Source organism: Nostoc sp. CMAA1605 (assembly GCF_021596505.1).
Lineage (GTDB): Bacteria > Cyanobacteriota > Cyanobacteriia > Cyanobacteriales > Nostocaceae > Trichormus.
Genome location: NZ_PJIZ01000010.1, coordinates 105043 through 112004, shown reverse-complemented (window position 1 = coordinate 112004; position 6962 = coordinate 105043). Strand labels below are relative to the sequence as shown.

Annotated in this window: 5 protein-coding genes and 1 pseudogene; 5 read left to right on the top strand and 1 reads right to left on the bottom strand. The window is 41.2% G+C overall.

The window, feature by feature from the left end; genetic code table 11:
• Window positions 1-1488, bottom strand: a 1488-nt coding sequence (locus CV014_RS06080) for a purple acid phosphatase family protein (RefSeq protein ID WP_236141203.1), incomplete at its 3' end; no start/stop codon positions are given.
• 730 nt (window positions 1489-2218) lie between these two features.
• Between CV014_RS06080 and CV014_RS06075 the strand changes: the two genes are divergently transcribed.
• The 5 genes and pseudogenes from CV014_RS06075 to CV014_RS30580 form a co-directional block, all read left to right on the top strand.
• Window positions 2219-3178, top strand: a complete 960-nt coding sequence (locus CV014_RS06075; RefSeq protein WP_236141202.1) for an acyl-CoA desaturase — start codon at window positions 2219-2221, stop codon at window positions 3176-3178.
• Between the two features lie 40 nt (window positions 3179-3218).
• Window positions 3219-3488: an acyl carrier protein gene (locus tag CV014_RS06070; protein ID WP_236141201.1), complete on the top strand. Its 270-nt coding sequence runs from the start codon at window positions 3219-3221 to the stop codon at window positions 3486-3488.
• Window positions 3489-3501: 13 nt separating this feature from the next.
• On the top strand, window positions 3502-4371 hold the full coding sequence (locus CV014_RS06065; RefSeq protein ID WP_236141200.1) for a class I SAM-dependent methyltransferase: 870 nt from the start codon (window positions 3502-3504) through the stop codon (window positions 4369-4371).
• A 27-nt stretch (window positions 4372-4398) separates the two neighbouring features.
• Window positions 4399-5634 carry a cytochrome P450 gene (locus tag CV014_RS06060; protein WP_236141199.1) on the top strand — a complete coding sequence of 412 codons (1236 nt, stop codon included), beginning with the start codon at window positions 4399-4401 and terminating at the stop codon, window positions 5632-5634.
• 121 nt (window positions 5635-5755) lie between these two features.
• Window positions 5756-6912, top strand: a pseudogene (locus CV014_RS30580) (AMP-binding protein); the annotation flags it as partial.
• Window positions 6913-6962: the final 50 nt, after the last annotated feature.

The window sequence follows — 6962 nt, the reverse complement described above, 5'->3', positions numbered from 1 at the left end:
GACTGACCGTTTTTCATCCACTAAAGGACTGATTGTCGGTAACACAGGTTCTAAGCCATTAGGGTCGCCTATAGCTGTATATTCTTCCTGATAACCAAAAGGTATTTCTCGTTTTTTATCACTCCACGCAGCACCATAAGAGTTACCAACATTAGAGGTTTCTAAAAAGTGCATTCCACTAGGACTAATAAAGCGATTCCATAGATGGGAATGACCATAAAATACTAATTGCACTTGAGCAGCTTCTAATAAAGGAATAACATCACGAATAATATAATCTGATTCCTTGGGATACTCATAACGCACAGCTTTGATTTTACCTTCAGTGTCCCTTTCAATAATTTGTACAGGATCAGTGTAGGCGGGAACGATGTTATCACCTAAAGTATGTGGTGGGTGATGGAACATGACGATTTTATATTTTGCTTGTTGAAACTCTATGCTCTTGAGTTCTGTTTCTAACCAATTGTATTGCTGACTACCTTGAGCAATTGGCTCATAAATTATCTGCCCATAACCCCAGCTTTCTGGCTGATGGAGATTGCTGTCAGCTTCTTTATATCTCCCATTATACCCAGCATCTAACTTGGGAGTTCGCCACATATTAGTAATGTATAAAACTACTAAGCGCACATCACCAAAAGTAACAGCATAATATTTTTTACCACCCTCTCGACTTTGAGGCAATGTCAAAATCTCCTCATAGGTATATATATTAAATGAGTGATCAATTAAAGATTGACCGCTATATAATCTTTGGGCAACATTAAGGGGAATCGTATCATTAAATTCTCCGTTTAAGCTGTCGGTTCTGGCTAACCTACCCATGACCTCATGATTGCCAATGCAAGTATACATAGGTGCGTGTTGAATAATGTTTGCACCTGTATAGGTTGTCTTCACGCCGTTATATTCCATTTCATAGCTAGCACGACCTTGTAAGCCTGGAAAAAACGCGTTCCCTCGCAGATCATCAAACCATTCAGAAGCACGGTCAGGAACATTAACTAAATCACCAGCAAACAAAACTGCATCTACTCTTCCCACCGTTTCCACCACTTTTTGCAGATTTGCGGCGGTCATGGGTTTGAGTTGATGGTCTGAGGTGAGGAGAATTTTTAACGGTGTGTTGGGTTGGGGTTTGGATGTCAGGGTAAAAACATCGCTGCTGATGCTTTCTCCATCTTCTCTAATGCTGGTGACACGGTAGTTAACCCGCACACCTGGAGTTAAACCAGTTACCTCAGCTTCATGTCGCCAGATATCGCGATTAACTGGTTTTTGGGGTGGGTTGGGGATGTGTGAGTTTTGGTCTTCCCTGGTGCGACTAAGTTTTGTGGTAGTTGCAACTACTTTCTGCTGTAAATTGTCTCCATAGTTAACTTGATGTTGCTGGCCTGCAAACTCAGTAAACCAAACTACTCTGACAGAATTAGCTGTTGGTAATTGCAAAAATGGATCGGTTAGTAGTTGCGGTGCTGAGGTCATAGTTGTGTACCCAATTGAACGCACACTGATTAGGTAAAGCAAAGAAAACCTAAAAGTATAGATGTAAGGAGTTTAATCACTAGTTTAAGCGGATTTAACCGTGCTTGTTGTTAACTTCTAATCTTGCTCTTTTTATTATTCATATGCTGAAAGTGAATTATTGATTTAAGCGGATTTAACTGTGTTTGTTGTTAACTTCTAATCTTGCTCTTTTTATTATTCTTATGCTTGAAGTGAATTATTGATTTAAGCGGATTTAACTGTGTTTGTTGTTAACTTCTAATCTTGCTCTTTTTATTATTCTTATGCTTAAAATTATTTTTTTACCTAATTAAATACCACTTCTAAATATATCTATTTACAATCCTTAACAATTACAAAGCCTTATCTATCAAGCACTACGGCAGTGATTTTTATTTTTTTAGAATAAATTGAGTAATCTTTTGCATAAACTTCATCATTCAAGATGTATTTACAGATAACAAGCTTTGCTGATAGGCAAGATGAACTGAAGTTTATACTGAATGTCGATAAGCTAAATGCGGCTTAAATTGATTGCATTCAGCATAAAGATTCACAAATCTATAGTCTTCTGTTCATTCATTTATTGACGTTAGTGAAATATATTTGTCTCTAATTACTAACCTGAAATGATGACGTTTTTAAGCGGACTATATAGATTTAACAACCTGATTCAGCAATACAAAATTACCAGCTTGAGTAAATGCAAATGAATACAGAATTAGTAGATGTCGAGTCAATTTTAACTGACAATACAAAGCGGAAAAAAGTGGTGGATAACCCTTTTCTACATAGTCTACAAAAGAGGCATTTTATCCTCTTCCAAATCCTGCCATTTGTAGGAACCTTAATTGCTCTGCCGTTAATACCTTATTTGCCATTCGGAGCATTTGAGCTATTCCTGTTTGTTTTATTTTGGCTAATTACAGGATTTGGCGTATCGTCTGGCTACCATCGTTTATTTACCCATCGTTCCTACAAAACCCATGAAGCCGTGCAAGCTATGTTGGCTATTTGGGGTGCAATGGCGGGTCAAGGAGGTGTGATTTCGTGGTCTGCGTTACATCGTCGCCACCATGAATTGAGTGATAAACCTGGTGATCCACACTCACCCAATCTTCATGGTAGTGATTGGCGCGATCGCATTCGTGGTTTAGTTCATTCCCACTTGACTTGGATGTACAAGCATCCATATCCCAGCGTTGTCCACTACGTACCAGATTTAATTAAAAACAAAACTCTCATCAGAGTTGATCGCTACTACTATCTATGGGCTTCTTTAGGCTTAATATTACCTGCCGTTTTAGGAGGTCTGTACCACTGGAGTCTAGCGGGAGCATTAGCTGGGTTTATTTGGGGAGGAGTCTTGAGAATCCTCTGGGGAGGACACACCATTTGGGCAATCAATTCCTTCTTGCATTGCTTTGGTGCGAAGCGTTTTGAAACCGAAGAACACAGTCATAATTTTGGACTGATTGCCCTATTGACCTTCGGTGAGTCATGGCACAACAATCACCATGCGTTTCCGGCTTCAGCTTCCTTTGGTTTGGAGTGGTATCGCTTAGATCCTGGCTACTGGTTCATTCAACTACTACAAGTTCTACATCTAGCTTGGGATGTGAAAGTTCCTACCCCAGACAAAATTCAAGCACGAGAAATCAACGCCTAATTCATCAACACTATTTGCACTGTAAATCAAGGAGTATGTCATGAAAACTCAACAACAAATCAGCCAATGGATCAAAGCCTACTTAGCTGATATTCTCGAAGTCGAGTCCGATGAGATTGACGAGAACTACGAATTTGAAAGATTTGGACTTAATTCTTCAGCCGCAGTATCCCTCGTAGGAGATTTAGAAGAATGGTTAGGTTTTGAACTCAGTCCGGCTTTGTTTTTTGAGTTCAATACAATTGCTCAAGTGTCTGCTCATCTAGCGGAAATGACACAAACAGAAAACTCTCTAGAAAATGCTGCTTAGGAGTGTGAAACAAATGGTAGCAAGTATCAGCAACCGTGGCGGTAGTGCCGCAGCCATCCAGCACCACTACGATGTCAGCAACGAATTTTATCAGCTTTGGCTAGATTCTACTTTGACCTACTCTTCTGGTTTATGGGATAGCCCTACGTTGGATGATGACCTAGAAGCAGCACAGCACAGAAAAATTGATTGGCATCTGCAAGCTTCGGGTGCAACAACCGGCAAAAGACTACTAGATATTGGCTGTGGATGGGGTGCATTAATGCAACGTCATATCCACTCAAACCCTCAGAATCAGGCTACAGGTTTGACCTTAAGCCACAATCAATATCAACACATCTGCACTCTCAATAGTCCTCAGATCCAAGTCAGAGAAGAAAGTTGGATTGTCCATCAGCCAACAGACTCCTATGATGCGATCGTCTCAATTGGTGCTTTTGAACATTTTGCCCAACCAGAAGCCTCGTCAGACGAAAAAATCAGCGTTTATCGAGAGTTTTTCAGCCGTTGCCAACAGTGGTTAAAACCTAAAGGTAAGTTATCGTTGCAAACCATCGCCTACGGGTCATTAAACGCTGAAGATAAAAATGTCTTCACCCAAACAGAGATTTTCCCTGATTCCGAATTACCTCGTCCTGGTGAGATTTTCATGGCCTCCGATGGGTTATTTGAAGTCAAAACCTACCGCAACGATCGCATCCATTATGGTAAGACTTGCGATTTGTGGCTGAAGAACCTCCGCCGTCAAAAACCACTAGTTATCGAGCAATTTGGCGAAGAACTCTATCTGAAATACGAGCAATATCTGAAGTTAGCGGTAGCAGGTTTTTACTTCGGACAAATCCTACTCCTCCGGTTTGAAATGCAATCCCTAGCTAAATAAAAATCTGACATCTGCTAATAAGGAGTCATGTCTGTGATTACTACCGCCCAATCTCCCGTTAAATTTAACCCTTTTGCACCGGGCTTCCGAGAAGATCCTTACACTACCTATAAACAACTGCGCCAACACAATCCGATTCACAATACCTTAGATATGTGGGTAATAACCAAATATCAAGATATTATCCAAGTGTTGAACTCCGATGCAGTTAGTGTTAACTACATTCCTCAATACGTAGTGCAGCAAAAGGTTGGTGATATTCCTGGTTTAGTGGAATTAGGCAAAAAAGCGATCGTCTTTACTGACCCGCCAGATCATGGTCGCTTACGTCGCTTGGCAGGACAAGCTTTTAGTAACACTAACATTAATGCTCATACTGCCCATGTTCAACAGCTAATTACGGAATTAGTGACACCACAAATTCATTCCGAAAGTTTTGACTTTGCCCAGATTGCCCATCAAATACCCTTATATACTCTTTCCCATTTACTGGGCATTCCCCAGGAATATATCCAGCCTATCGATGAATATATTCATCGCGTGCGTTCTATCTTAGAACCGAGTTTGTTAACTAAAATGCGTATCCGGCGCATTGAACAAGATTTACAATCATGCCTCGCTATTTTTCAAGAAATCATTGATTACCGTAAAACCCATCTCGGAGGAGATTTATTAAGTAAATTAATTCAGGCCAGAGTCGGAGAAGACCAACTCTCAGACAGTGAGTTAGGTATAGCCTGTGTGATGACGTATGTAGCTGGTCATGAAACCTCTAAAGGATTGTTAACTAACGGAGTTCTAGCCTTTATTCAACATCCTGAACAGTGGCAGATTTTCCGCCAAGGTAAAGCTACAGCCAAACAAGTCATTAATGAAATTCTGCGCTTTGATCCTCCCTTACAACAAACAGTACGTCTAGCAGTCAGCGACTTACAAATAGGCTCTGAAACTATTCACAAAGGTGAGAAAATGCTTCTGTGTTTGGCTTCCGCCAACCGAGATGAGGCGCAATTTGCAAATGCTGATACCTTTGATATCACGCGAGATGCAGCGACACAGATAGCTTTTGGGCATGGTATCCATAATTGTCTAGGACAAATGATTGCCCGACTAGAAGGACAGCTTTTATTTACTTACCTCTGTGAACAGGTACAGGAAATGAAATTGGCGACTGATAATTATCGTTGGCATCCAGAGGGTTTTATCACTCGTACCTTAACCAATTTACCGGTGACTTTTACCCCTGCTGATTCCACAATCTAGAGTCATTTCTACTCAGATAAAAATTTCAATGGTTTTAGCCCTTTCACCTCTATCCATTTCGGCAAAATAAGGGCTTTAACTACGCACTATTGCCTTTCCCTGAAATTCAGGAAGAAAACTAATGAGTTCTCGTCATTTAAATAGTTTGATTGACAAATTGCTCTTGAGAGCAGAGAGCCAACCCCATCAACCCCTATACTACTTTCTCGATACTAGAGGTAGGGAATACGCTCATCTCACTTACGGTAGTTTATTAACAGCAGTTCAACAGTTAGGCACATGGTTGAGCGAAAAAACCACAAGCGGCGATCGCGTCGCCATTCAGTTACCCACTAGCCCTGAATTTGTCATTACGTTTTTCGCTTGTCTTTACACCAATCGCATTCCCGTTCCCCTGAGTTCACCCAACCGCAAACATAACTGCGAACACTATCAACGGATTTTTGCTGATTGTGGTGCTAGTTTAATCGTCACAGATACCAGCATCCGAGACTTATTTGAAAAAGAGGGTTTAACCGCGTCCCTTCCCCTCCACACTTTCCCCACTCTGGCAGATATAGAACCTCTGACCACCCCAGTTGACCGACAAAATAACGAAATTGGCTTTTTGCAATATACCTCTGGCTCTACCTCTTTTCCCAAAGGCGTGATAGTTAGTCATGAGAATATCATTGCTAACCAAAAAATGATTCAGCGCACCTTTGGCCACAGCAATAACAGTGTTGGGTTAGCTTGGGTGCCTTTATTTCACGATATGGGCTAATTGGTAGTATCTTTCAGCCCTTATATGTGGGATTCCCCTGTTATTTCATGTCTCCAGTGACTTTCTTGCAACGTCCGAAACTTTGGTTAAAAACCATCTCAGATAAGGGAGTGACAACTACAGGGGGGCCGAATTTTGCCTATGATCTCTGTATTCAACGTGTCGATCCCTCATCGCTGGAAGGATTGTCTTTAACCTCTTGGGATGTAGCTTACAACGGGGCTGAACATATCAAACTGCAAACCCTAGAAGAGTTTACTCATACCTTTGCTCCCTACGGCTTTAAAAAATCTGCCTTTTTACCTTGTTATGGTTTGGCAGAAGCTACCTTAATTGTCAGTGGCACGAATAAATTTGCAGAACCTTTGGCTTTGACTATCCCTTGTAGCGGCGATGAAGTTTTAGATGCCGATGCGTCCCCGCAACACGGTAATACCCGCACTGTAGTTAGCAATGGTGAGGTGATGCCAGAACTAAGCTTACGCATCATCAATCCGCAAACTCTCAAAGAATGTCCTTCTCATCACATCGGAGAAATTTGGATTGCTGGGCCGAGTATTACACG